Below are 23,716 nucleotides of genomic sequence, written 5' to 3'. Positions count from 1 at the left end.
CCCTCAACAGCTACTGGCTCACCTTCCGCGACGACTCCGCCGCATGCATCGACGCGGCGAACAGCACCGCAGCGATGAAGGGTGGCGAGCTGCTGCGGGGCCAGGTCGTCGCCAAGTGCGCGCAGTTGCCGAACCCTGCGGAACCTCGGCTCAACACCCTGGTGCCTGGTCCGGCTTACTGCCGCCAGCTCGCGACCTGCGCCGGCTCGTATGCGTGCACTGCGCGCCGCGACTGCGCAGACTAATTCGAAAGTCACGATTCACCGCCGCAAGCGGTGACCAGACATGAGCCTCCTCGTAGCCGGGATCGACCGGCGTAGCGAGAGCATGAGGGGTCTCACGTGTGGTTCTCCCAACGCCAGCCTGACGACGCACAGGCCCAGCCGGACATGGACACCCGGCACCGACAACCCGCCAGGAGAACCACGTGAGCTACATCATCACTGCCCGCTTTGCTGACGGGCGCATCGAGAAGAACGAAGCGATCGGCCGCCTGGTCGCCCTGATCAACGCCGCGTACGACCGCGGCGCCCTGGGCGTCACCGCAATCGTCCACCGCACGCTGCCGGCATCGAGCGAACGCCGCACCGCCCCACTCTAACGAGGAAACCATGAAGAAGATGAACTGCTGGAGCGTCCCGATGGGATGGCTCTTGATGCCCCCGCTCGGCTTTTTCACTGGCGCACTCGTTGTGGCGGCGCGCCTGTGGGTGGGCGCATGAAGCCCGAGGACATCGGCCCGCTGCTCGCGGACGTCGCCGAGATCGCCGTGATCCTCGGCGCCCTGGCCGCCGTGGTGGTGTCGTGGCTGCCATGAACCAGCGGCGCCGGGCCGAAGATCGTGCGCCAGTCGAGGCGCCTTCCGAGTCGCTGTCGCGGCGCGACGCGGCCGAACGCCAGAACCGCGTGCTGCTGCATGCCTGGCAGACGGCGCACCCGGTGCTGTACGAGGGTCGACTGCATCACCTGCACACGCTGCAGTTCCAGAAGCCAGGCGGCGCACCAGAGGTGGTGGTCTACCTGGTCGGAAGTTCTGAGCCGGTCCCGGCCGAAGCGCTGACGCCTTGCCCGCACCACCGCAACACGCAGCGCGACTCGCCGGACACCGAAGACGCGGCGGCCGAGGCCGGCGCACCGAATGAAGAAATGGAGAACGCATGATGGAACAAGAACAAAACCACCTGGCCGGCGCGCGCGATCTGCAGCGCGTGCTGCCAGCCCCCGCCGCAGCGTCGGCACCCGCCGGCTACGTTCGCACCGACGCGCTTGCGCAGCTGCGCGACGAGCACACCTACAGCGTCGGCCTGGTGGTATTCAAGAAGGCGGGCCCAGGCCGCACCGCGATCCGCACGTCGCCATTCGCCGACTGGACGCCGGCGGACGTGCGCCTGCCCCATGACGAGACCCTCGTGCTGATCGCACTAAATGACGACGACGTGTGGACTGGCTACCGCGACGCCGGCATCTGGCGTTACCCGGACCGGACGCCGATCGACGCCGAGCGCGTCACGCACTGGATGCCGCTGCCACCTCTGCCAGGAGCTGCAGCGTCATCTGTGAACCGCTGTTTTTCAGGAAAGGCGACGTACTTGTTCGAAGTGCGCAGGACAAAGCACTCGGCGTGTCGTTCTCACTTCCCACCGACCAGATCACCCTTCTGGAGGATACCAATCCCGAGGATGCCGCACGCGTCCGCACCCCAGCCGAGGGGAAGCTGCATGTCTCCGTCGAATACGTCGGGGACCGGGAGAAGGTCGGCGGTCGCTGGGTCATCCCGGTAAAGCGCGGCGTGATGGACAACGTAAGAATTCTGCGCCAGTACGAGCTCAAGGGCGGCCAGCGCAGCCTCTTCTAACTCTGCATTTTTTTGGACAAAACACATGACCACCTCCGACCTGCCGCGCGAAGCGGCCACCCTCTCCGCCATGGCAGGCGCCGCGCGCATCTGGCTGGGCACGAACGCCGCCGGCCACGTGGCGCAATTCTGGACAAAAGAACCGGATCCAGCAGCACACCCGGGCCTGACTATCGCCGCATATGCCACCATACCAGCAACACCGGTAGTGCCGATCATCACGGCTACCAGCCTGACTGACCTGCGCGACCACTTCGGCCATGTGCTTCACACTCGCGAGCCGCTGACGCTTTCACCAGAATCAGCCTCCGCGCTGTTCGATGCGATGACAACAGGGCCGGTAGCGTCGACTGAGCAGGCATGGAGCATGGTGACGACAGTGACCATGAACGGGCACCAGTTGCGCGAAGCACTGGAATTCATCAACCCGGACGGCACGGCCGACGCCCTGCAAGCCGACGACGAACTGAGGTTCGGCGTGGTGCGGCACAAGGACGACGATGGCAACGTGTCCACCGGGCTGTGCTGCTGGACCGACGACATGGATGGCGTATACCCGCTGTACGGTACGGTCGCCGATCCTGCTGTGACGCAGGCCGGGTAGAGGGCGCGATGCAGAAGACGCACATCATCGAGAAGCAGCAGCGCCTGGCGCACGTCAATGACTTGATTAAGATCATCTCCGGCCATGGGCGCCGCTTCTTCTACAACGATCGCAATGACCGCGTTGCACGTATGCTGATCGGAGCAAAGGGCCACCTGTACTTCCAGGACGACTACACAGGGAAGGCGATCTATGTTGCCTACCAGGGACGCTGGAGTGGGTTCAGCCATGGAGGAACGATGAAGAGCCTCGTCGAACGCCTGGCCCACTATGTCCGTACAGGGAGTCGCCTGTCGATTGATTGGATTGGCCCGGAGCGTTTCGACCAGAGCAACATATGGGGATACGCTGCCGACGAAATGGCAAAGTGCCGCGCGGCTGCATTTAAATGCCCGGTGATCGTGGCCGCTGCTGCACCACCAGCAGGAAAGGAATAGCGATGGGAGCAATCTTCGAAATGCAACTGCAGTCCGAAACGCTCAGCCAGGACGAGTTGCAGGAAATTTCCGGCTGCGCGCGGAAGAACGATCAGGTGAACTGGTTCAAGCGGAACGGCTGGGTGTTCCACCAGAACAAAGCCGGCTGCGCGGTGGTCGGGCGCCTGTACGCCCGCATGAGGCTGGCCGGCATCAACCCGGTCGCCCTTGCGGCACCGGAGACAGGCGGCTGGCAACTCGACTTAGGAAAGGTTCGGTAATCAATGCGACCGAAGACCACGGGGGCAAAGCTGCCCCCGCGCATGATCGCGCGCCGGCGCAAGCTGGCGTCGGGCAAGGTATGGGTCGGCTACTACTACAACGGCCGGGACGAGGCCGGCAACCGCCAGGAAATCCCCCTCGGCACCGACCTGCCCGCGGCAAAGCGGAAATGGGCCGAGCTGGAGTGCGCGGAGGTGCCGGCGGATGCGTCGATCATGAAACACGTGTTCGACCAGTACGTGCGCGATATCCTGCCGAAGAAGAAGCCTTCGACCCAGCGCGAGAACATGCTGTGCCTGACGCAGCTTCGGATATCGTTCGACGACGCGCCCATCGACGCGATCCGGCCACAGGCCATTGCGCAATACCGCGACGCCAGGACAGCGCCGGTGCGCGCAAACCGTGAGATCGCCCTGCTCTCGCACGTGTTCAACATGGCTCGGGAATGGGGATACACGCAGCGGGATAACCCGTGCCGCGGCGTGCGCAAGAACAAAGAAAAACCACGCGACTACTACGCCGAGGCGGATGTGTGGGACGCGGTCTATGCCGCAGGCGCGGGCGAGTTGCGCGATGCGATGGACCTGGCCTACCTGTCCGGACAGCGCCCGGCGGACGTGTTGAAGATGAGTCGGCACGACATTCGCAACGACGAACTGCACGTGCGGCAGAACAAGACGCGCCACGCGCTGCGGATCCGGCTGCATGCTGACGGCCAGCCAACCGGGCTCGGCACGTTGGTCGAACGCCTCCTAGCGCGGCCCGTCCTTTCGATGAGCGGGGAGCTGATCTGTACCGAAACCGGCCAGCCGCTCACCGCAAAGATGCTACGCCTGCGGTTCGATGGCGCCCGTGCTACTGCGGCTTCAAAGGCCGAGGCGGCGGGCATGGGCGACCTGGCGAAACGCATCCGAGCATTCCAGTTCCGAGACATTCGTCCGAAGGCAGCAAGCGAAATAGTCAGTCTAGAGGACGCCAGCAAGCTACTCGGGCACACCGACAACCAGATCACGCAAAGGGTCTACCGTCGAGTAGGAGAAGTCGTAAAGCCGACCCGTTAAGCTGGAAACATACTATCCAGCGGGTGATTGGACTTGTACAGAAGGAAACGGCAATCCGCTGTCAATTCGACTCATACGAGTTGAACTGGAATTTTTCCCAACTCCTCGATAAGATCGCCCCTTCTGAACGTTGCTGCCAATCGCTGAAGCGACAAGTCCTCGTCATTATACAAATTTTTCAATGCCTTCTGAACATCGGACACGGAGTTCTCAAACATATCCTCCCCCTCGCCTTCAATCAAATCTTTCGCTGCCTGGAAATTCCGGTGATTAAATGGCTCACCATCTTTGACATTGAGGGATCTTCGAAGGTATTGCCCCATGCGCATTGCCAGAAAACAGGATCCATAAGGAACAAAGTCAGGAGCATTCGCTGCTAAGCGCTTCCTTTTATTCTCGGCAATCCGGTAAAGCAAAGTGGAAATTATTACTTCCGCACCAGTCAAGCGATCGCAAAAGATTGTGTCATATAACTTCCCAAAATGTTCGCGAGTAAAGAACTTTGCTTGATGGGGCCGCCTTAGCCATACTGATAAAATGGCCTCCGCAGCAGTACCAATAGTAATGTCCTCTGATCTAGTAGAGACATCCGTGCGCTTCCTTCGATAGGAATAACCCAACTGAGCAATATCTGTCTCAAGTTGAATCTGAATATCGTCATTCGACTTTAAGTCTCGTAGATCAACAGGATTTTGGCTGTTTGTCGCATAAGTAATGTTCTGCACGAAGCCTTCACGAGCTTCTGATAGTTGGTACAAACGTACCAGAACCGTTGCTTTCTCTATGCCTCTACGCTCGGCTTCCGTCATCGATTTAAGCGCCCTATATATCGTATTGGACGTCTGACCTCCATTAATGATCTGCAGGTTTTCAATTCGAACCTGATAGTCAGATTGTTGCAGAGCGTTATATTCAAACTTAGAGCACGTTAGCGTTATTCCATTATTGTAGAAGTAGAAATTCCCTCGATCGTCATCATGAGTTAAAGTCTTACGGATACTTTCATTAACCCGATTACCAACCAACCCAAGATAGCGTCGTATGTTTCTTTCAAGGAGTCTATCGCCATGCCGCTCGATTAACTCTGCGATTTCGGCGACCGGGACCTTGCCAACAAGAACCCGGTTATAATCAAAATCTTCAACTAAGGCTTTCCCCGTGAGTTTGAGCGTATCATTAACGGGCTTAGATGCCTGCAAAATTGAAAGCAACCGTTCGTGGTTGATATGCTCCCATGTCACTTGGTTGCCAGCATTTAGTAAATTGATCTGTTCCTGAGCCTCAAGACTCCAAGCCAGTCCATTGTTGCAAAGAACAACTCGGACTTGGGGAATAAAACCATCCCGAATGCGAGAGCGAATACTCTCAATTTTGATCAACAAACGCTTATTTACCGTAATTGTCGCGGTGGGATCAAACAAATATCTAACAGCATTTATAGCTGACTTGACACCGGCCTCAGGAAAGTTAGAAGTAGCATCCAAGGCCTTCTTGTATTTCCCTTGGAAAATTGTCACAACAAACTCGCCATCTTGGTCTTCGCTGGCAAACATTGCGTCTGCGCCGAAATCGTTCCCGCCTTCCGTAAGGCAATCAAACGCTTCTTCGTCGTTTAACTGGAGCAAAGTCTGCACGCATAGGAATACAAAGCTCAGCGACTTAAGTCGATCGTCATCATAAATTTTTAACTGTTCGCGAGCCGGTTCCCGGATAGTTTCCATCAGGGCGGTGACCCTTTGATCAATGATTGCTGCGGTAACGTCCATGATGATGCCTCGGCCTTAGTTTTTTCCTATTGACATTATCACATATAACCTGTAGGCGCGAAAGGGCAACAAGACGAAGGTCCCAAATTATCAAGAGTGCGATCTGGTTACAAAGTGGCGTGAGTTGCGGAAACCGTTTCCGCAACTTGCAAAATTTACGCACCCTCATGCGTAGGCACGGGCGGAAAATTGACCGGCAGAAATAAAAAAAGCCCTTGAATATCAAGGGCTTTTTAACATAATTGGCGGAAGCGGTGAGATTCGAACTCACGAACGGCTCACACCGTCGGCAGTTTTCAAGACTGCTGCCTTCAACCACTCGGCCACGCTTCCTTCTGACTTTGGGTCCATCAAGCGAACCCTGAAGTGCCCCGCATTATACAGAAATCATTCCCCACCGCCAGAGGACTCCACCGAAGCAGCCGAATCCGCCAAAGCCGCCCACCCCTTCTCCCGCAACGCCCGCTCGAACTCCACAGGCGGCAACGGCCGCGAATACAAATAGCCCTGCACCTCGTCGCACCCCGACCGCTGCAGGAACGACTGCTGATCGACCGTTTCAACCCCCTCGGCAATCACGCGCAGGGAAAGCTGCCGCGAAATGCTGATGATCGTGCTGGCGATGGCGCAGTCGCTGGCATCGTGCGGGATGCCGGTGGTGAAGGAGCGGTCGATCTTCAGCGTGTGGATCGGGAAGCGTTTCAGGTACGAGAGGCTCGAGTAGCCGGTGCCGAAATCGTCCAGCGAGAGCGTCACGCCCAGCGCGGCGATGCGGTCCATGATGGCGATCACGCGGTCGATGTTGTGCATCAGCGTGCTCTCGGTGATTTCCAGCTCCAGCCACGCCGGTTCCAGGCCGTAGCGGCGCAGCGTGTCCTGCACGCGGTGCGGCAGCGCGGGGGTGAATTCGCGGGCGGAGACGTTGACGGCCAGCCGGATCGGTTGCATGCCGGCGCGCTTCCAGGCCTGGGCCTGGGCGCACACGGCTTCCAGCACCCACTCGCCCACCTGCACCACCAGGCCGGTGGCTTCGGCCAGCGGAATGAATTCGCCGGGGGGCACCATGCCGCGCTCGGGGTGCTGCCAGCGCACGAGGGCTTCGGCGCCGATGATGCTGCCGTCCGTGATCGAGAACTTGGGCTGGTAGTGCAGCAGCAGCTCGCTGTTGCCGAGCGCCTGGCGCAGGCCCGATTCGATGCGCATGCGTTCGTGCATGCCCTGGTTCATGTCTTCGCTGTAGAACGCCACGCCGTCCACCTCGGCGCCCTGCTTGGCGCGGTACATGGCGATGTCGGCCTGGCGCAGCAGCGCTTCGGCGTCCAGGCCGTCCTCCGGGTAGACGCTGATGCCGATCGCGGCGCCCACGCGCAGGTCGTGGCCATCGATTGCGAACGGCTGCGACAACGCGGCCATCAGCTTCTGGGCCACCGTGGTGGCTTCGTAATCCTGCGAGATCTCGACCAGGGCCACGGCGAATTCGTCGCCGTTCAGGCGCGCCACCACGTCCTGTTCGCGCAGCGCCATGCGGAAGCGTTGCGCCACTTCGCGCAGCAGCTGGTCGCCGGCCACGCGGCCCAGCGTGTCGTTGATCAGTTTGAAGCGGTTCAGGTCGATGAACAGCACGCAGCCGTGCGACTTGGTGCGCTGCGCGACCGAGAGCGCCTGGTCCACCAGCTTGGTCAGCAGCGTGCGGTTCGGCAGGCCGGTGAGCGCGTCGTAATAGGCCAGGTGGTGGATGCGTTCCTCCGCCTGCTTGCGCTCCGTGATGTCGGTAAGGTACGCGATCAGGCCTGCGGAACGGTCGCTGGCGTCGAACAGCGGCGACAGCGACAGGCTGGCCCAGAACACTTCGCCGGATTTCTTCTTGCGCCGCACTTCCATCAGGCGGCCGCCCTGGGCCAGGAACGGGTCGTGGAACGTGGGGTCTTCGTCGTCGTACAGGAACAGGATGTTGCGGCCGATCGCTTCCACCGCCGTATAGCCGAACAGGCGCTCGGCGCCGCCGTTCCAGCTCGTGATGAAGCCATGCTGGTCCATCGTCACCACGGATTCGTGGATCTGGTCGAGGATCTGCGCCTGGTGCTGCAGCATCGCTTCCACCTGCGCATAGGCGTGGGTGGAGCGCTGGGCCAGCGAATGCACGTGCAGCACGCCGGCGGCCAGGCTGGCCAGGTATTCCAGGTTGCGGCGCTCGCAGGCGCCGTAGGTGCCGCTGGCCACTTCGAAGCGGCCGAAGGCGTGGCCGTCGTGCGCCACTTCCTGCACCAGCGCTTGCGGCGGCGTGGGCGCGGCGGGCGTGGCATCGGCGGGAACGTAGCGCGCCCACGGGCTGGCCGTCACTTCGCCGGCGATGCGGCCCAGTTCCGCGGCCAGTGCCGGGCCGCGCAGGCGCAGTACGGCGTCGCACAGCGCGGCGCTGCTGCCGAGGTAATCGGAGGTGTGGAGAGCTGTAGGCGGATGCAAGGACATCAAATCGTCCTGCTCACCTGGATCGCCCAGCGCCAGCCCTGCAACTGGCTTTGCCAGAACTGTTCGGGCGTCAGGCCGAGGGCCGCGATGGCAGCGGGGTCCGGTACCGGCTGTTCCACCAGCGCCAGCATGGCGCCGAACGGGCCGGCGCGGTCCAGCAGCGCACCGACGACATCGAGGTCCAGCGGCAGGGCCGCGACGATGTCCGCCATCGGCATCCCCAGCAGCTCGTCGAGCAGGGCGAACACGCCTGTCACGAAGGCCAGGTCTTGCCGGTCGCGATCGCCGCCCAGCAGGCTGCACAGCGCTTCCATCTGCGCCGCGCGCCGCGCCGCCTCGGGCAGCAGCAGGTTCGGCGAACCATCCTGCTGGGGGCGCGCGTACAAGAGCAGTTGCAGCCAGCGCTGCAGCTGGCGCCGGCCCAGCACATTGATCGCCTGGCTGAAATTATGGATCGGGTTCGCGAAGCCGAAGGCTGCCGAGTTGACGAGCTTGAGCAGGTGGTACGACAGGGCCGGGTCCTGCTTCAGCACGGTTTCCAGTTCGCGCGAATCGGCATCCTGCGCCAGCAGGGCAAGCAGCGAAAGCAGCCGTTTTCGCGATGTGCCATCCCCGCTGCCATCCTTGGGATCGGCGGCGCGGCGGCGCGCATAGGGGCCGCTGAACCAGTTCATGCCCGCTTCGCGGCAGGCGGCAAGGCGGGCGGTATCGGCCACGCCATGGGCCCAATGCGGGCCGGGCAGGCTCAACAGGGATAGCGCGGATGGCAGATCCGGGCCGCCATGCGCAACGCCCTTGATGCCCGCCTGCGGCGCATGCACGCCGGCCTCTCCTTCCACGAGCAGCCGGAAGCCCTGCTCGGCCAGCGCCGCACAATGCTTGCGCACGGCGGCATCCTGCAGCACGGCGGCCGGCACCTGGAGCACAAGGTGAGTGGCGGGCAATAGCGCCATCTGTGCGGCGTCCACAGCCAGCGGTTCGGGCAGTGGAACGATGCAGTCGAGGGGGGCGAACGCCGCCTGCGTTTCCGGCCGCGCCAGCAGGGCGAGCACGGCAGCGATGGCGGTTTTCGGACTGGATTGCACGGACAGGGCTGTCCACTGTTGGCGGACATCGGCTACGGCTTCCAGTCCCAGCACGGGGAACAGGTCGGGATCGAACATCGTTTTCTCGGAGCGGTTGGGCGCAATGGTCATGCAAGGATTAACGGCTGGAAACCCGATTTGCGCAGGGCAACATACCGATTATTGCCCACTGAATATTTCACGGAAGCAAAAGATGCACCCAGGAATATATCAGAAAACCACTGAAATACGGACGTGCACCGTACAGAGTGCCAATATGCACGGCGAGATGTTCATTACCAACAACAGAAAATCGCTTTATTTGTTGCTCACAAGTTACGAGCGTGTTGTACGGCAAATTTTATCAACTCGGCCTGCCCTTCGATGCCGAGCTTGCGCTTGATGTTCAGGCGGTGCGTTTCCACGGTGCGCACCGACAGGTCGAGTTCGCGGGCGATCTGCTTGTTCGATTCGCCATTGGCAATGTGGCGCAGCACTTCCTGTTCGCGCGTGGTCAGCTCCTCCTGCGACGGCGCCTGCACCAGTTGCCGGACCAGCGCCGCGCTATAGTAAATGCCGCCGGACATGACGGTTTCGATCGCCACCACGATATCCTTGCCCGGCGCATCTTTCAGCACATAGCCGCGGGCGCCCGCGGCCATCGCCTGCGACACATATTCCTGTTTGTCGTGCATCGACAGGATCAGCACCGCAATGTTCGGGAATTGCCGCTGGAATGCGGCCGTCGCTTCGATGCCGTTCGTGCCACGCATGTTGATATCCATGAGCACCAGCCCCGGCGCATGCACGCGCGCCGCTTCCAGTGCCTCGGTGGCGCTGCCCGCCTCCGCCACCACATCGAAGCCCGGCACGGCTTCGAGCCGCGCGCGCAGGCCATCGCGTACCAGCGGGTGGTCGTCCACCAGCAAGATCCTGATCGTCATGTCATTGTCCATAGTCGATATGCGCCCGCACCGTGGTGCCGGCCGGTGAAGATTCCAGCTCCAGGTGCCCGCCGATGGTTTCCATCCGCTCCATCATGTTGCGCAGGCCGATGCCGCGCTGCGGGTGCTGGGCGATGCCGGCGGGGTCGAAGCCCACGCCGTCGTCGCCGATCGACAGCGTCACGCCGCGCGCGTTGCCGGTCAGCGCCACGGCGATCCGGGTGGCCTGGGCGTGGCGCTCGATGTTCGTGAGCGCTTCCTGGGCGATGCGGAACAGCACCGTGTTCGCCATGTCCGGCAGCCGCGCGGTGCTGCCGTTGGCCACGAAGCGCACCGGCATGCCGCTGTCGTGCTGGAATTCCTCGGCCAGGTGGGCCAGCGCCGGGGCCAGGCCGATATCGTCCAGCAGCGCCGGGCGCAGGTTGTGCGAGATGCGGCGCACCTCGCCCAGCACCTTGTTCAGCTGCCCCGCCGTGTGCTCGAACACCGTCAATGCCTTTTCCGTTTGCGCCGGCTGGCCGGACAACCGTTCGATGCCGGCCTCGATCTGCAGCTTGATCGACACGAGCCACTGGCTGATGCCGTCGTGCAGGTCGCGCGACAGGCGCGCCCGTTCCTCTTCCTGCGACTCCACCACGCGCTGGGCCAGCGCCTTGAGCTTCGCATCGGCCACGCGCGATTCGGAGATATTCAGCGCCAGGCCGGAAAAGCCCACGGCCAGCGCCGACAGGATGGCGATCGCCGCGATCCACAGCATCGTCTTCTCGATATTGCCGCGCTGCTGCGCATCGATCCTGGCCAGCGCGCCCTCCACGTCGTCCAGGTAGATGCCGGTGCCCAGCATCCAGCCCCAGCGCTCCATCGGGATCACGTAGCCCAGCTTCGCCACTTCCTGCCGGGTCGACGGCTTGACCCACTGGTAGCGTTCCAGCCCGCCGCCCGCCCTGGCCCGCGCCAGCAGCCGCACGAGCGTGGGATTGCCGGCACTGTCGCGCATGGCGTAGAGGTTGCGGCCCACGAGGTCGGGCTGGCGCGGGTGCATCAGGCTGTTGCCCTGCATGTCGTAGACGAAGAAATAGCCGTCGTTGCCGAAGGACAGCGAGGCGAGGATGCGCTTGGCCTCCTCCATCGTGGCGGCGTCCGACCGGCCCGAGTCGTACAGGTGCTTCACCGAATGCGAGGCCAGCGCCACGTAGTGCTTCAGCTCCGCCTCCTTGCTGGCCAGGTAGGCCTGCTCGATGGCGGCCTTCTGCTGCGTAGCCAGCAGCGCCGATTGGTGCCACACTGCCAGCGCGATCGCGCACAGGGCCAGGATCAATGGCGTGATCGCGAGGAAGATGACTTTCTGCCGGAGTTTCATGGCGCCGATTGTACGTCGTGCACTGGCGCGAATTTCTACGTAGTACTACGCAGCGCGGCTGCGTAGAAGTGCGCTTGTGATAGATATGCAATTGATGAATACTTAATATATAACTGCGATAAGCTTAGCGCGGAGATAACACCGCGATCTGGGCACCCACTTGGAGGAAACATGAACCCCGTAATGAAGAAATTCGGCTGGGCAGCGCTATCGCTGGCCGGCGCGAGCGCGTTGGGCGTCGTAGCCCTGAAGCGCGGCGAGCCGATCAGCGCGATCTGGATCGTCATCGCCGCCGTCTGCGTGTACCTGATCGCCTACCGCTTCTACAGCCTGTTCATCGCGCGCGACGTGATGCAGCTCGATGCGAAGCGCATGACCCCGGCCTACAAGCACAACGATGGCCTCGATTACGTCCCCACCAACAAGAACGTGCTGTTCGGGCACCACTTCGCCGCCATCGCCGGCGCCGGCCCATTGGTCGGCCCGGTGCTGGCCGCGCAGATGGGCTACCTGCCCGGCATGCTGTGGATCCTGGCCGGCGTGGTCTTCGCCGGCGCCGTGCAGGATTTCATGGTGCTGTTCCTGTCGATGCGCCGCGACGGCCGCTCGCTGGGTGACCTGATCAAGTCCGAGCTGGGGCCGATCCCCGGCAATATCGCGCTGCTGGGCACCTTCATGATCATGGTGATCATCCTGGCCGTGCTGGCGCTGATCGTGGTGAAGGCCCTGACCGGCTCGCCATGGGGTTCGTTCACCGTGATGGCCACGATCCCGATCGCGATCTTCATGGGCATCTATTCGCGCTTCATCCGCGTGGGCCGCATCGGCGAAGTGTCCATCATCGGCTTCGTGCTGCTGATGCTGGCCATCGTCGGCGGCCAATACGTGCAGGAACACGAGGCGCTGGCGCCGATGTTCATGTTTACCGGCACCGAGCTGACGTGGATGCTGATCGGCTACGGCTTCATTGCTTCCGTGCTGCCCGTGTGGCTGCTGCTGGCGCCGCGCGATTATCTGTCCACGTTCCTGAAGATCGGCACCATCGTGGCGCTGGCGCTGGGCATCATCATCGTCGCGCCCACGCTGCAGATGCCGTCGATCACGAAGTTCATCGACGGCACGGGCCCGGTCTGGTCCGGCAACCTGTTCCCGTTCCTGTTCATCACGATCGCCTGCGGCGCCGTCTCCGGCTTCCACGCGCTGATCTCCTCGGGCACCACGCCGAAGATGATCGAGAACGAAATGCATGCCCGCTTCATCGGCTATGGCGCGATGCTGATGGAATCGTTCGTCGCCATCATGGCGCTGATCGCCGCCTCCACCATCGAGCCGGGCATCTACTTCGCGATGAACAGCCCGGCGGCACTGATCGGCACCACGGCCGAGTCGGCCGCCGCGGCGATCTCGCAGTGGGGCTTCTACGTGACGCCGGAAATGCTGACGCAGACCGCGAAGGACGTGGGCGAGCACACCATCATCTCGCGCGCCGGCGGCGCACCGACACTGGCAGTGGGCATGGCGCACATCCTGTCCAACGTGATTGGCGGCAAGGCGATGATGGCCTTCTGGTACCACTTCGCGATCCTGTTCGAGGCGCTGTTCATCCTGACCGCCGTGGACGCGGGCACGCGCGCCGGCCGCTTCATGCTGCAGGACCTGCTGGGCGCCTTCGCCCCGGCCATGAAGGAGACCGATAACCTGTTCGCCAGCCTGGTCGCCACCGGCCTGTGCGTGGCCGCGTGGGGCTATTTCCTGTACCAGGGCGTGGTCGATCCGCTGGGCGGCATCAACACGCTGTGGCCGCTGTTCGGCATCGCCAACCAGATGCTGGCCGGTATCGCGCTGATCCTCGCCACCGTGGTGCTGTTCAAGATGAAGCGCGCCCGCTATGCGTGGGTGACGATCGTGCCGACAATCTGGCTGCTGATCTGCACGCTGTATGCGGGCTGGCTGAAGGTGTTCGACGCGAATCCGAAGATCGGCTTCCTGTCCCACGCCGACAAGTACTCGGCGGCGCTGGACAAGGGTGAAGTGCTGGCTCCGGCCAAGTCGCTCGAGCAGATGGGCCAGGTGATCTTCAACGACTACATCAATGCCGGCCTGGCTGCCTTCTTCATGGTGGTGGTGCTGTCGGTGCTGGTGTTCGGCGTGCGCATGGCGCTGCGTGCCAACGCCGCGGCCAACCCGACCCACCGGGAAACGCCGCCGCAGATGATGCCGGCGCAGTAAGGCGAGCGAGATCATCATGTTCGATGAAATCGTCAAGGCCGGGCGCTATCTCGGCCAGAGCATGCGGCTGATGGTGGGCCTGCCGGAGTACGACACCTACGTGGCGCACTGCGAGGCCACCCATCCGGACCAGCCGGTCATGAGCTACGAGGAGTTCTTCAAGGAGCGCCAGGAGGCCCGCTACGGCGGCGCCGGCAAGCGGGGCGGCTGCTGCTGACGCGGCACGCCGACCCGTCACGATGAACGGCCCGGTCGCGCAAGCGGCCGGGCCGTTTTCATTGGCCACAGGCAAAACCGGTGGCGAAACAGGGTGTTTCGAGGGGCACTGCCCCTCGCCTGTGCAGCAGAGAAGGCCTGCCAGCCTTCTCTCCTCCCTGTCACCGGTTTTCGTCACCGTTTTTCGAGATAGGTCGCGAAGTTGGCGATGTAGTCGTCCAGGTTCTGGCTCAGCATTTTCCGATACTCCTCGGTGAAGTAGCGGATGGCTTCTTCCTTATCCTTCTGCATCGCTTCAGCGTTGCTGGCGCCGTTGGCCACGATGAAGGCGTTGAAACGCGCGGCGGCGTACAGCAGCGATGCACTCACATTGCTGTTGGGCGCCTTCGTGCCCTGTTCGTTTGCCAGTTGGATGATGGCATCCGCCCGTTCCCAGAATGCCGCGTCGATGCCGTTGTCGCTCATGGCTTGCTTTTTCCAAAACAAAAACCGAGTGTAACTCGACAATTATCAACCTGACAATGGGAAGTTTGCGACAAAAAACGTAGATGGGTATCAAGGTGGCGATTTTCTGAACAGTTAAAGTCTTTCCTGATGGAATCTTTCACCGGGGCCGACAATGCTGAACTTCGAAAAATCAGGCCTGAGCAGGAAACTCACCCTCATCACCGTGCTGTCCACCGGTAGCGCCCTGCTGCTGGTGTTTGCCGCTTTCGCCCTGGCCAGCGTGTTCAGTCACACGAAAAACCAGGCCCGCCAGCTTGCATCGCTGGCGGACGTCATCGGCGTCAACAGCGTGGCGCCGCTGCTCGATGCCAACCGGGCAAGGGCCGAACAGGCGCTCGCGGCACTCGTGGTGGATGACGAGATCACGCAGGCGGTGTTGTACGACCGCCATGGCAAGCCGTTCGCCACCTTCCCGGCCGGCGGCGCCGCCGCGGCGCTGGCGCCCGATGTGCTGGCGGCACTGAACACGGCGCAGGCGGGGGGACAGCCCCTCATGCAGCCCCTTATTCAGCCTTACCTGCAGTCGCTCAGGCAGTCCTTCCTGCAGCCCCTCGCCAAGGCTTTCTCCCGCCCGGTGCAGGTCGTGCGCCCGGTGGGCGCCGCCGGCAACCTGGCCGGCGCGGTCATGATCGAAGCGGGTGTCGGCCGCATGTGGTTCGGCATGCTGGAAAGCCTGGGCATCACCGCGCTGGCCACCGCGATCTCGTTCGTGGTGGCGCTGGTGCTGGCCAGGCGCTTCAAGGCCGGCATCGCGCAGCCGATCGGGGAATTGATCGCCGCCGCGCAGCGCATGTCCACCAGCCTGACCTATGCGCCGGTGCAGCACAGGCGCAGCGACGAACTGGGCACGCTGATCGACAGCTTCAACGAGATGCTGGCCCAGATCGAATCGCGCGACGCCAGGCTGGCCCAGTACCGCGACCAGCTGGAACGCCAGGTCAGCGTGCGCACCGAGCAGCTGGAAAAGGCCAAGAATGCGGCGGAAGCGGCCAGCCAGGCGAAGAGCGCCTTCCTGGCCACCATGAGCCATGAAATCCGCACGCCGATGAACGGCGTACTGGGCATGACGGAGCTGCTGCTGGCCACCAGCCTCACGGAGCGCCAGCGGCACTACACCAGCATGGTCAAGCGCTCCGGTGACCACCTGCTGGTGCTCATCAACGACATCCTCGATTTCTCGAAAGTCGAGGCGGGCAAGCTGACCGTGGAATACATCCACTTCAATTTCCGCGAACTGCTCGACGACATCGACTACGTGTTTTCGCCGCAGGCGCAGGCAAAGGGGCTGGACCTCGAGTTCGCGATCGCGCACGATATCCCGGTGGCCGTGATCGGCGATCCGAACCGGCTGCGCCAGGTGATCGTCAACCTGCTGGGCAATGCGATCAAGTTCACCGATGCCGGCCGCATCATGGTGCGCGTCGCCGTCACCTGCGAGGATGCCCAGTCGGTCGGCCTGCGCGTGGAAGTGCACGATACCGGTGTCGGCGTGTCGCGCGATGCGCGCACGCGCATCTTCGATTCGTTCTCGCAGGCCGATGGCTCCACGACCCGCAAGCATGGCGGCACGGGCCTGGGGCTGGCGATCTCCAAGCAGCTGGTGGAACTGATGGGCGGCGCGATCGGTGTCGACAACGGGCTGGCCCGCGGTTCGATCTTCTGGTTCACCGTGCGCTTCGACAAACGCCGCGTGGACGTGGACGACGCCTCGTTCAACCAGAAAACCACGAAGGGCCTGCGCGCCCTCGTCGTCGATCCCGGCGCCGATACGCGCGCCGCACTGGAAGGCCTGCTGGAGCGCTGGCACCTGAAAACGGACAGCGCCGGCACTGCCGACGACGCCCTGCGCATGCTGCGCGCCGCGGTCGAAGGCGGCCAGCCGTACGACGTGGCGCTGCTGGACATGGACGTGCCGCAGATCGGCGGCCTGGTGCTGGCGGCGGAAATCAAGGCCGATGCGGCGCTGGCGCCGGCCCGGCTGCTGCTGCTGTCCACCGAGCACAGCGCGGCCGACACGGTACAACGGCGGGAAGCCGGCGTGGCCTTCCAGCTGATCAAGCCGGCACGCGAGAGCGACCTGTACGACTGCATCGTCACGCCGCTGCGCGCCAGCGAAGGCGTGCGCACCGCGTCGCCGCCGCAGCCGGACCTGCTGTCGCCATCGCTGTCGCCCGCGGAGCCGCGCCCGGCCACGCGACGGCGCCACAAGGTGCTGCTGGCCGAGGACAATCCGGTCAACGTGGAAGTGGCCAGCGCCATGCTGGAAAGAATGGGTCTCGACGTACGCTCCGCGTGCAACGGCGAGGAAGCGCTGGCGGCCGTGAAGGCGGATGACTTCGACGTGGTGCTGATGGACTGCCAGATGCCCGTGATGGATGGCATGGCCGCCACCGCCGAGATCCGCCGCCACGAGCAGCAGCAGGGCCGCGCGCGCCAGTTGCCGGTCATCGCGATCACGGCCAACGCGCTGCAGGGCGACCGCGAAACCTGCCTGGCGGCAGGCATGGACGATTACCTGTCGAAACCGTTTACGCAGGCGGCGCTGTCCGGCACGCTGGCGCGCTGGATCGCGCTGCCGCGCCCGGCGCAGAGCCATCACGGCGACGCGCGGGACGCGGCTGTCGGCATCGGCGCACCCTCCTCGCCGGCGGCACCGAAGCCGGCCGGCGGCGCGGTCAACCGCCATGCGCTGGAAGCGATCCGCGGCCTCAGCGCGGACAAGGGCGAGGCCCTGGTGCAGCGCGTGCTGCACGCGTTCATCCGCGATACGCCCATGCGGCTCGCGTCGCTGCACGAGGCGCTCGCGGCGGGCAATGCCGGCGCCCTGCGCAAGGCCGCCCACAGCCTGAAATCGTCGAGCGCCAATGTCGGCGCCGACACGCTGGCCCAGCTGAGCCGGGACATGGAACAGCTGGGCCGCACCGATACCACCAGAGGCGCCGCCGCCCTGCTCTCGACGATGGAGCAGGAATTCACGGCCGTGCGCGAAACGCTTACTTCGATGTTCGTCAAGGAGACCTAGTATGGCAGCGCCCTTCCCTCAACGCGGCACCGTGCTGGTGGCGGACGACGATCCCGTCATGCGCCTCCTCATGCTGGAGATGCTGGCCCAGGTCGGACTGGACACGATCGAAGCCGAAGACGGCGAACAGGCCCTGGCCTGCTTCGACCGGCTCGCGCCCGACCTCGTGCTGCTCGACGTGGAGATGCCGCGGCTGGACGGCTTCGACGTGTGCCGGGCGATCCGCGCCCGCGAGCAGGCCCGCGGCCACCCCACCGCGGTGCCGATCGTGATGGTGACCGGCGACGACGACCTGGAAGCCGTGACGCGCGCTTATGAGGCGGGCGCCACGGATTTCGTGTCGAAGCCGATCAACTGGCCGATCCTGGGCCACCGCGTGCTGTATGTGCTGCGCGCCAGCGATGCCATCGTCCGCCTGCGCATCGCCGATGCGCACAACCGCGCCGTGCTGGCGGCGATCCCGGACACGTTCTTCCGCATGAATCCGGATGGCTATTACCTCGATTACGAGCAGGGCCACGATGCCGGCGCCGCGTTCACCGAGCAGCAGTGCGTGGGCCGGCATGTGCGCGACGTGCTGCCGCGCGGGATCGCCGACCGCCTGCTCGACCAGCTCGGGTCGGTGCTCGCCACGCACTCGATGCGCTCGGTCGACTATGCGCTGGAGCGCGACGACACGGTGCACCATTTCGAAGCCCGGCTGGTCAGCACGGGCGCCGGCGAAGTGCTCGGACTGGTGCGCGACATCAGCGAGCGCAAGCGCACCGAGGAGCAGATCCGGCGCCTGGCGTATTGCGACAGCCTGACCGGCATCCCGAACCGGCAGGCGTTCCTGGAAATGCTGGAACGCGAACTGGTGCGCTCGCGCCAGCACGACCGCAAGTTCGCGATCCTGTTCATGGACCTCGATTCGTTCAAGCGCATCAACGACACGCTGGGGCACGACGTGGGCGACCTGCTGTTGAAGGTGGTGTCCGAGCGGCTGCATGACACGATCCGCCCCGGCGACGTGGTGGCGCACCAGGCCGGCGGCGAACCGCCGCGCGGCGCACCGGAACGGCGCGGCAACAACTTGGCACGGCTGGGCGGCGACGAGTTCACGATCCTGATTCCCGACCTGGAACGCGTGGAGGACGCGCTGAACGTGGCCCATCGCGTCAAGGAAGCGATGCGCCGGCCGTTCCACCTGGACGGGCACGAGATCTGCGTGACCGCCAGCATCGGCATCTCGCTGTATCCGGACGATGGCGACGATGCCACGTCGTTGCTGAAGTACGCGGACACGGCGATGTACCATGCCAAGAACTGCGGCAAGAACAACGCCAAGCTGTACTGCTCCGCGCTGACCACGCAGATCATGGGCCACGTGAAGCTGGAGACGGGCCTGCGCCGCGCGCTGCAGAACAACGAGCTGTACCTGCACTACCAGCCGCAGATCGACGTGCGCAGCGCGCAGCTCGTCGGCGTGGAGGCGCTGGTGCGGTGGCGCCATCCGGAACTGGGCATCATCGCGCCGGACGACTTCATTCCGCTGGCCGAGGAAACGGGCCTGATCGTGCCGATCGGCGCCTGGGTGCTGCGCACCGCGTGCATGCAGGTGCGCGCCTGGCAGGCGCAGAGCGGCCGCGCGGTACGCGTTGCGGTGAACCTGTCGGCACGCCAGTTCAAGGACGAGAACCTGGCGCAGACGGTGCTGTCGGTACTGGAGGAAACGGGCCTCGATCCGCGCCTGCTGGAACTGGAACTGACCGAAGGCACGCTGATGGACGACGCGCAGGCCACGCTGGCCACGCTCGAACAGTTGCGCGCGATCGGCGTCTACCTGTCGATCGACGATTTCGGCACCGGCTACTCGTCGATGAATTATTTGAAGCGCTTCGACGTGCGCGCGCTGAAGATCGACCGCAGCTTCATCAGCGGCCTGCCGGAAGATGCCGAGAACGCCGCGATCACCCGCGCCATCATCGCGATGGCGCATGGCCTGAAGCTGGCCGTGGTGGCCGAGGGCGTGGAAACGGGCGAGCAGCTGGCGCTGCTGCAGCAGTATGGCTGCGACCTCGCGCAGGGCTACCTGCTCGGGCACCCGTCCACGGAAGAAGCGATCGGGGCGATGCTGATGGAGGCGGTAGCGGCCCGTTGAGCGAAATGGGGACGCCGGAACGCCGGACCGCCCCATTTTCCTGGCAATGTTTCCCTAAAAATGGGGACGTACCCCATTTTTCGAGCAACTTTTTCCAGTCAGGTACTGCGCCGGTCCAGCATTGCCCGGGCGATCGTGCCGGCATCGACGTATTCGAGTTCGCCGCCCACGGGCACGCCGCGCGCCAGCCGGCTCACGGCCAGGCCACGCGCCTTCAGCATCTCGCTGATGTAGTGCGCGGTGGCCTCGCCTTCGTTCGTGAAGTTCGTGGCCAGCACCACTTCGCCGACCACGCCATCCGCGGCGCGGGCCAGCAGCTTTTCCAGGTGGATGTCTTTCGGGCCGATGCCGTCGAGTGGCGACAGGCGCCCCATCAGCACGAAGTACAGGCCCTTGTACGTGAGCGTCTGCTCGATCATCACCTGGTCGGCCGGTGTTTCGACAACGCACAGCAGGCGGCGGTCGCGCGCCTCGTCGGCGCACATGTCGCAGACCTCGGCTTCGGTGAAGGTATTGCACAGTGCGCAGTGGTTGACCGATTCGACGGCCTGGTACAGCGCGCGCGACAGCATCGCGGCACCCTCGCGGTCATGCTGCAGCAGGTGGAATGCCATGCGCTGCGCCGACTTCGGCCCCACGCCGGGCAGCCGGCGCAACGCCTCGGTGAGCAATTCCAGCGATTTCGCCATAAATCAGTTCACCGTCTTCAGGCCTGGGGAGCGGGCAGGTAGGTTTCCAGGCCGTCCGCCGCCATCGTCGGCACGAACTCGGTGATCGTGTAGCTGGCCGCGCCGGCCTGCTTGAACGGGTCCAGCTCGATCACCGCTTCCACGTCGGCGCGGCTGTCGGCGTCGGCGATGATGATGCCGCCGGTGCGCGGCACCATCCGGCCCGACAGCACGAACATGCCGTTCGCATACTGCTCACGCAGGAAGGCGCGGTGCGCGGCAAGAAGACCGTCGATCTCCTCGTTGGGCTTCAGGTACGTTAGCGTGACGATGAACATGGCGCGCCTCGTGCAACGGTCAGAATGGCATCTTGAAGCCGGCCGGCAGGTTCATGCCGGAGGTCAGGCCGCTCATCTTCTCGGCGGCGGTGGCTTCGGCCTTGCGCACGGCGTCGTTGAAGGCGGCGGCAACCAGGTCTTCCAGCATGTCCTTGTCGTCGGCCAGCAGCGACGGGTCGATCGACACGCGCTTGACGTCGTTCTTGCAGGACATGACGACCTTCACGAGGCCGGCGCCGGACTGGCCTTCCACTTCGATGGAAGCCAGCGATTCCTGCGCCTTCTTCATGTTGTCCTGCATTGCTTGCGCCTGTTTCATCAGGCCGGCGAGCTGGTTCTTCATCATGATGTGTTTCTCCGTATCGGTTGAAAGAATGGGTTATGCGGGTCAGTGCGCCGGCGTGACGGGTGCCACGATCGAGCCGGGCACGACGAAGGCGCCAAGCTCGCGCACCATCGCCTGCACGAACGGGTCGTTGTGCACCGTGTCCTCGGCCTGGCGCTGGCATGCTTCGCGGTGGGCCTGCTGCTCGGCGGCGGTGGTGTACCACACCGGGCCGAGTTCCGTTTCCACCCGCGCCGGGCGCTCGAAGCGCTCGGCCAGCGCGGCGGTCAGTTTTTCCACGTTCGGCGCCGTGCGCCACGTGTCGATCGGGCAGCGCAAGTGGAACACGACGGCGTTGCCGTCGATCTTGCACGAGATCAGTTCGGCCTGCGTGGCCAGTTGCTGGGCCACGCCGCGCAGCGGCAGGTGCGCCGCCAGCAGCGGCCAGTTGCCATCCCATGCCAGTTCGGGCACGGGCGTGACCACGTAGGCATACGGTGCCTGGGCCGGCACCGGCTGGCGTGCGGGCGCCGATGAAGGCGCGGGCGCGGGCGCGGGCGCGGGCGCGGGCGCTGGCGCCTCGGCGCGGGCGGGCGCAGCCGCATAGGCCGGCGCCGCCGGCGCTTCGGCGCGCAGGCCGGCATGTTGCGATGCGGCCGGCGGTGCGCGATGGCCCGGTGCCGCGACGGCGCTGTCGTCGGAGAATTCAGTGACCCATGGCGGCAGGTCGTCGTCCGGCGGCGCCTGGCGCACTTGCCGCTCCACGGGCTGCACCGCCGGCGGCGCTTCCAGCACGGCGGCCTCGCCCTGCGGCTGGGCCTCTTCCCACGGCAGCGGTCTGCCCGGCGCGCCCGCCGGCGCCGGTGGCGTGGCGGTTTGCGGCGGGGCGACCTCCGGCTCGGCGGTGCGCATCGGCGGCCGCCCGCCGGTACGCGCCAGCGTGGCGGCACGGGCCGCCTCGAGCGCCGCGTTGATCGCGGCGCGCGCCGGGCTCACGGGGCCGGACGGACGCGCCGCGGCCGCGGGTGCCGGCGGCACTGGCGTAGGGGCAGGAGCAGCAGCAGGAGCAGATGCGGGCGCAGGAGCGGATACCGGAACGGATGCGCGGGGCGCGGCGGCTGGCGGCTGCGGCGCGGCGGCACGCGCTGCGGCCGCTGGTGCCGATGGCGCGGCGGCGGCCGCGGCTGCGCGGGCTGGCGAGCCACCCGCGGCCGGACGGGACATCACCGGCGTGTTGGCCGGTGCTCCGCCGGGGGCGGCTTCGGCGCCACCGACGCCGGGGCGAAAGGCCAGCATCCGCAGCAGCGTCATCGAGAAGCCGGCATATTCGTCCGGCGCCAGGCCCAGTTCGTTGCGGCCATGGACGGCGATCTGGTAATACAGCTGGACTTCTTCCGCGTCGAACACGGCGGCAAGGCGGATGATGTCGGCGTATTCCGGCAAGTCTTCCGGCACCGCGGCCGGCACCGTCTGCGCCAGTGCGATCCGGTGCAGCAGCGTGCCCAGGTCTTGCAGCGCGCCGTTGTACGACAGGCTGCGGCTGGCCATCTCGTCGGCCACGGCCATCAGGTCGGCGCCGTCGCGGTTCGCCAGTGCATCGAGCAGGCGCACGAGATACGACTGGTCGAGCGCGCCCAGCATGCCCTGCACCGCATCGAGCGTGACGGCGCCGGCCGCGTAGGCGATCGCCTGGTCCGTCAGCGACAACGCATCGCGCATCGAACCGTGCGCGCCCTGCGCCAGCAGGCGCAGCGCGGGCTGCTCGAATGTCACCCCTTCCTGTCCGAGGATGTTTTCCAGGTGGCCCACGATGTGCCCCGGCGGCATCTGCTTCAAATTGAATTGCAGGCAGCGGGACAGCACGGTGACGGGGATTTTTTGCGGGTCGGTCGTCGCCAGGATGAATTTCACGTGCTCGGGCGGCTCTTCCAGCGTTTTCAGCATGGCGTTGAACGCGTGGTTCGTCAGCATGTGCACCTCGTCGATCATGTAGATCTTGAAGCGCGCATTGCTCGGTGCGTAGACGGCCTGTTCGAGCAGCTGCGCCATCTCGTCCACGCCGCGGTTCGACGCGGCATCCATCTCTATATAGTCGACGAAGCGGCCGCCATCGATCGCGCGGCATGCCTCGCACACGCCGCATGGCGTGGCGGTGATGCCGCCGTTGCCATCCGGCCCCGTGCAGTTCAGCGATTTCGCCAGGATGCGCGACAGCGTGGTCTTGCCCACCCCGCGCGTGCCGGTGAACAGGTAGGCGTGATGCAGGCGGCCCGTGCCCAGCGCATGTGTCAGTGCACGAACGACGTGCTCCTGACCAACGAGCGTTTCAAAGTTGCGGGGACGGTACTTGCGAGCGAGGACTTGATAGGACATGCCGGGATTTTACCGCAGACCAGCCACGATGAGGCCGACAATAGCCCGCCGGCACCGCGGCCCGGCCCGTGTCCACC

The 23,716-nt window shown here is 64.4% G+C and carries 22 protein-coding genes and 1 tRNA gene; 12 read left to right on the top strand and 11 right to left on the bottom strand.

From position 1 onward, the window contains the following. The 8 genes from ACY65G_RS27285 to ACY65G_RS27250 all read left to right on the top strand — a co-directional run. On the top strand, positions 1–245 hold a 245-nt coding region (locus tag ACY65G_RS27285; RefSeq protein WP_465000420.1), incomplete at its 5' end, for a hypothetical protein. A gap of 182 nt (positions 246–427) precedes the next feature. Beyond that, the gene (locus ACY65G_RS27280; RefSeq protein ID WP_464999508.1) at positions 428–601 is read left to right on the top strand and encodes a hypothetical protein; all 174 of its coding nucleotides are present in this window, start codon (positions 428–430) and stop codon (positions 599–601) included. A gap of 212 nt (positions 602–813) precedes the next feature. Then, positions 814–1,161 carry a hypothetical protein gene (locus ACY65G_RS27275; protein WP_465000419.1) on the top strand — a complete coding sequence of 116 codons (348 nt, stop codon included), beginning with the start codon at positions 814–816 and terminating at the stop codon, positions 1,159–1,161. Beyond that, the gene (locus tag ACY65G_RS27270) at positions 1,158–1,781 is read left to right on the top strand and encodes a DUF551 domain-containing protein (RefSeq protein WP_465000418.1); all 624 of its coding nucleotides are present in this window, start codon (positions 1,158–1,160) and stop codon (positions 1,779–1,781) included. Before ACY65G_RS27275 ends, ACY65G_RS27270 begins: the two co-directional genes overlap by 4 nt. Before the next feature lie 99 nt (positions 1,782–1,880). Beyond that, complete coding sequence (locus tag ACY65G_RS27265; RefSeq protein ID WP_465000417.1) at positions 1,881–2,459, top strand: hypothetical protein; 579 nt, start codon at positions 1,881–1,883, stop codon at positions 2,457–2,459. Positions 2,460–2,467: 8 nt separating this feature from the next. Continuing rightward, positions 2,468–2,896, top strand: a complete 429-nt coding sequence (locus tag ACY65G_RS27260; protein WP_465000416.1) for a hypothetical protein — start codon at positions 2,468–2,470, stop codon at positions 2,894–2,896. Positions 2,897–2,898: 2 nt separating this feature from the next. Next, positions 2,899–3,156, top strand: coding sequence for a DUF4224 domain-containing protein (locus ACY65G_RS27255; RefSeq protein WP_465000415.1), 258 nt, complete (start codon positions 2,899–2,901; stop codon positions 3,154–3,156). Positions 3,157–3,159: 3 nt separating this feature from the next. Then, positions 3,160–4,218, top strand: coding sequence for a tyrosine-type recombinase/integrase (locus tag ACY65G_RS27250; protein WP_465000414.1), 1,059 nt, complete (start codon positions 3,160–3,162; stop codon positions 4,216–4,218). Positions 4,219–4,289: 71 nt separating this feature from the next. Here ACY65G_RS27250 and ACY65G_RS27245 read toward each other — a convergent pair whose 3' ends face one another. The 6 genes from ACY65G_RS27245 to ACY65G_RS27220 all read right to left on the bottom strand — a co-directional run bounded on the left by ACY65G_RS27245 (position 4,290) and on the right by ACY65G_RS27220 (position 11,821). After that, positions 4,290–5,984, bottom strand: a complete 1,695-nt coding sequence (locus ACY65G_RS27245; RefSeq protein ID WP_465000413.1) for an AIPR family protein — start codon at positions 5,982–5,984, stop codon at positions 4,290–4,292. 243 nt (positions 5,985–6,227) lie between these two features. Beyond that, positions 6,228–6,317, bottom strand: a tRNA-Ser gene (locus ACY65G_RS27240). A 54-nt stretch (positions 6,318–6,371) separates the two neighbouring features. Then, a complete protein-coding gene (locus tag ACY65G_RS27235; RefSeq protein ID WP_465000412.1) occupies positions 6,372–8,453 on the bottom strand; it encodes a putative bifunctional diguanylate cyclase/phosphodiesterase in 2,082 nt (693 codons plus the stop codon). Then, positions 8,453–9,649, bottom strand: a complete 1,197-nt coding sequence (locus tag ACY65G_RS27230; protein WP_465000411.1) for an HDOD domain-containing protein — start codon at positions 9,647–9,649, stop codon at positions 8,453–8,455. The genes ACY65G_RS27235 and ACY65G_RS27230 overlap by 1 nt, the downstream gene beginning before the upstream one ends. Positions 9,650–9,846: 197 nt before the next feature. Then, on the bottom strand, positions 9,847–10,461 hold the full coding sequence (locus ACY65G_RS27225) for a response regulator (RefSeq protein ID WP_465000410.1): 615 nt from the start codon (positions 10,459–10,461) through the stop codon (positions 9,847–9,849). Between the two features lies 1 nt (position 10,462). Then, the gene (locus ACY65G_RS27220) at positions 10,463–11,821 is read right to left on the bottom strand and encodes a cache domain-containing protein (RefSeq protein WP_465000409.1); all 1,359 of its coding nucleotides are present in this window, start codon (positions 11,819–11,821) and stop codon (positions 10,463–10,465) included. A 171-nt stretch (positions 11,822–11,992) separates the two neighbouring features. On the opposite strand from ACY65G_RS27220, the gene ACY65G_RS27215 reads away from it, so the two are divergent. Next, entirely contained in the window at positions 11,993–14,050 is a 2,058-nt protein-coding gene (locus ACY65G_RS27215) for a carbon starvation CstA family protein (protein ID WP_465000408.1), read from the top strand. A 16-nt stretch (positions 14,051–14,066) separates the two neighbouring features. Further along, positions 14,067–14,267 (top strand): YbdD/YjiX family protein, encoded by a 201-nt coding sequence (locus ACY65G_RS27210; protein WP_137316801.1) that lies wholly within the window; start codon positions 14,067–14,069, stop codon positions 14,265–14,267. A 173-nt stretch (positions 14,268–14,440) separates the two neighbouring features. Here the strand turns inward: ACY65G_RS27210 and ACY65G_RS27205 are convergent, their stop codons facing one another. Then, positions 14,441–14,731, bottom strand: a complete 291-nt coding sequence (locus ACY65G_RS27205; RefSeq protein WP_465000407.1) for a DUF3144 domain-containing protein — start codon at positions 14,729–14,731, stop codon at positions 14,441–14,443. A gap of 154 nt (positions 14,732–14,885) precedes the next feature. On the opposite strand from ACY65G_RS27205, the gene ACY65G_RS27200 reads away from it, so the two are divergent. Beyond that, positions 14,886–17,795 (top strand): hybrid sensor histidine kinase/response regulator, encoded by a 2,910-nt coding sequence (locus ACY65G_RS27200; protein ID WP_465000406.1) that lies wholly within the window; start codon positions 14,886–14,888, stop codon positions 17,793–17,795. A gap of 1 nt (position 17,796) precedes the next feature. After that, a complete protein-coding gene (locus ACY65G_RS27195; protein ID WP_465000405.1) occupies positions 17,797–19,935 on the top strand; it encodes a putative bifunctional diguanylate cyclase/phosphodiesterase in 2,139 nt (712 codons plus the stop codon). Between the two features lie 98 nt (positions 19,936–20,033). Here the strand turns inward: ACY65G_RS27195 and recR are convergent, their stop codons facing one another. Genes recR through ACY65G_RS27175 form a run of 4 tightly spaced genes read right to left on the bottom strand, consistent with a single transcriptional unit; the run spans position 20,034 to position 23,639 of the window. Next, positions 20,034–20,624, bottom strand: a complete 591-nt coding sequence (gene recR, locus ACY65G_RS27190) for a recombination mediator RecR (RefSeq protein ID WP_465000404.1) — start codon at positions 20,622–20,624, stop codon at positions 20,034–20,036. Between the two features lie 17 nt (positions 20,625–20,641). Then, entirely contained in the window at positions 20,642–20,941 is a 300-nt protein-coding gene (locus tag ACY65G_RS27185; protein WP_130185510.1) for a YciI family protein, read from the bottom strand. A gap of 19 nt (positions 20,942–20,960) precedes the next feature. Next, complete coding sequence (locus ACY65G_RS27180) at positions 20,961–21,287, bottom strand: YbaB/EbfC family nucleoid-associated protein (RefSeq protein ID WP_465000403.1); 327 nt, start codon at positions 21,285–21,287, stop codon at positions 20,961–20,963. 42 nt (positions 21,288–21,329) lie between these two features. Next, on the bottom strand, positions 21,330–23,639 hold the full coding sequence (locus tag ACY65G_RS27175; protein ID WP_465000402.1) for a DNA polymerase III subunit gamma/tau: 2,310 nt from the start codon (positions 23,637–23,639) through the stop codon (positions 21,330–21,332). Positions 23,640–23,716: the final 77 nt, after the last annotated feature.

Source organism: Pseudoduganella sp. jia 12, assembly GCF_055502675.1.
This window is presented reverse-complemented; position numbering and strand designations above follow the sequence as displayed.

Bases quoted from the DNA above. Each gene is read 5' to 3' on its own strand.
- ACY65G_RS27270 (WP_465000418.1), top strand. From the start codon at position 1,158: ATGATGGAACAAGAACAAAACCACCTGGCCGGCGCGCGCGATCTGCAG.
- recR (WP_465000404.1), bottom strand. From the start codon at position 20,624: ATGGCGAAATCGCTGGAATTGCTCACCGAGGCGTTGCGCCGGCTGCCC.
- ACY65G_RS27265 (WP_465000417.1), top strand. From the start codon at position 1,881: ATGACCACCTCCGACCTGCCGCGCGAAGCGGCCACCCTCTCCGCCATG.
- ACY65G_RS27180 (WP_465000403.1), bottom strand. From the start codon at position 21,287: ATGATGAAGAACCAGCTCGCCGGCCTGATGAAACAGGCGCAAGCAATG.
- ACY65G_RS27205 (WP_465000407.1), bottom strand. From the start codon at position 14,731: ATGAGCGACAACGGCATCGACGCGGCATTCTGGGAACGGGCGGATGCC.
- ACY65G_RS27225 (WP_465000410.1), bottom strand. From the start codon at position 10,461: ATGACGATCAGGATCTTGCTGGTGGACGACCACCCGCTGGTACGCGAT.
- ACY65G_RS27235 (WP_465000412.1), bottom strand. From the start codon at position 8,453: ATGTCCTTGCATCCGCCTACAGCTCTCCACACCTCCGATTACCTCGGC.
- ACY65G_RS27255 (WP_465000415.1), top strand. From the start codon at position 2,899: ATGGGAGCAATCTTCGAAATGCAACTGCAGTCCGAAACGCTCAGCCAG.
- ACY65G_RS27185 (WP_130185510.1), bottom strand. From the start codon at position 20,941: ATGTTCATCGTCACGCTAACGTACCTGAAGCCCAACGAGGAGATCGAC.
- ACY65G_RS27260 (WP_465000416.1), top strand. From the start codon at position 2,468: ATGCAGAAGACGCACATCATCGAGAAGCAGCAGCGCCTGGCGCACGTC.
- ACY65G_RS27215 (WP_465000408.1), top strand. From the start codon at position 11,993: ATGAACCCCGTAATGAAGAAATTCGGCTGGGCAGCGCTATCGCTGGCC.
- ACY65G_RS27200 (WP_465000406.1), top strand. From the start codon at position 14,886: ATGCTGAACTTCGAAAAATCAGGCCTGAGCAGGAAACTCACCCTCATC.
- ACY65G_RS27230 (WP_465000411.1), bottom strand. From the start codon at position 9,649: ATGACCATTGCGCCCAACCGCTCCGAGAAAACGATGTTCGATCCCGAC.
- ACY65G_RS27175 (WP_465000402.1), bottom strand. From the start codon at position 23,639: ATGTCCTATCAAGTCCTCGCTCGCAAGTACCGTCCCCGCAACTTTGAA.
- ACY65G_RS27195 (WP_465000405.1), top strand. From the start codon at position 17,797: ATGGCAGCGCCCTTCCCTCAACGCGGCACCGTGCTGGTGGCGGACGAC.
- ACY65G_RS27220 (WP_465000409.1), bottom strand. From the start codon at position 11,821: ATGAAACTCCGGCAGAAAGTCATCTTCCTCGCGATCACGCCATTGATC.
- ACY65G_RS27275 (WP_465000419.1), top strand. From the start codon at position 814: ATGAACCAGCGGCGCCGGGCCGAAGATCGTGCGCCAGTCGAGGCGCCT.
- ACY65G_RS27250 (WP_465000414.1), top strand. From the start codon at position 3,160: ATGCGACCGAAGACCACGGGGGCAAAGCTGCCCCCGCGCATGATCGCG.
- ACY65G_RS27245 (WP_465000413.1), bottom strand. From the start codon at position 5,984: ATGGACGTTACCGCAGCAATCATTGATCAAAGGGTCACCGCCCTGATG.
- ACY65G_RS27210 (WP_137316801.1), top strand. From the start codon at position 14,067: ATGTTCGATGAAATCGTCAAGGCCGGGCGCTATCTCGGCCAGAGCATG.